The sequence below is a fragment of the Nitrosopumilus sp. b1 genome (assembly GCF_014078545.1).
Classification (GTDB): Archaea; Thermoproteota; Nitrososphaeria; order Nitrososphaerales; family Nitrosopumilaceae; genus PXYB01.
The window spans coordinates 1-978 of sequence record NZ_MU078801.1; the positions used below are offsets into that span (position 1 = coordinate 1).

The 978-nt window shown below is 37.6% G+C and carries 1 protein-coding gene; it reads right to left on the reverse strand.

Annotated features, from left to right (window positions below):
- Nucleotides 1-956: tRNA (N(6)-L-threonylcarbamoyladenosine(37)-C(2))-methylthiotransferase (locus tag C6988_RS10980; protein WP_255464492.1), on the reverse strand; the 956-nt coding region annotated here is incomplete at its 3' end.
- Between the last annotated feature and the right edge of the window lie 22 nt (nucleotides 957-978).

The following is a 978-nucleotide window of genomic DNA, read 5'->3' on the forward strand; positions in this document are numbered from 1 at the left end:
AGGCTATGATTTGTGGCCTTGGTGATTTTTACTGCATGGGATTGTCCAATCTTTACTTCATCTCTAACAAAGATGGGCTTGTATGCAAAGTTTCTCCCTTTGATTCCATCATCTGTTAGCTCATCAAATAGTACATTACCACTCCATCCAATCCATTCTTTGTTATTCTCATACGAGATGTGATTTGTGAGATCAAAAATCTTCTTGCTTCTCTGCTTTACGGTAGCTACATCTACTTGATCCCATTCTGCTGCATCTGTTCCAGGCCTTGCGCTATACTTTGATAGATTTACTACTTCGGGTTTTGTCTCTTTGAGTAATTCTACAGTCTCTGCAAAGTCTTCATCTGTCTCAGTTGGAAATCCAACTATGATGTCAGTTGAAATTGTAAAGTCCCCAAACTTCTCTCTAAATCTTTTTGATACATCACGAAAAGTCTCAGATGTGTGACCACGTTTCATGTCGTGTAGGACTTTGTCACTTCCTGCCTGAACTGGAACATGTAAGAACTTGTAGACTTTGTCATTCTCAAATGACTTTAAGAGACCATCTCTAATTCTTGGCATATACATAGGATTCATCATTCCTACTCTTATTCTAAAGTCAGAAGGAATTTCAGAAACTGTGTTTACTAATTCTGGTAAATCGGTTCCAATGTCAAATCCATAACATCCATTATCAGTTGATGTAAGCCACACTTCTTTGCAGCCATCTGCAATCTCTGTTTTTACTTGTCTTACGATATCTCCAATTCTGTAACTTTGAAGATCGCCCTTTGATAGTTTGGTCTGGCAAAATGTGCACTCACTCATACAACCGCTTGCAATCTCAATTATTCCTACTGTAGGATTTAGTCTAACTTTTGGTAATCCAACTTTTGATACATCTGTGTCCTGTAGCTGAATTGTTTTGTTACCTTTGAGTGTTGTATTGATTACTTGTAATGTCTTACCCAATGAGTTTGGTCCTAAAAGACTA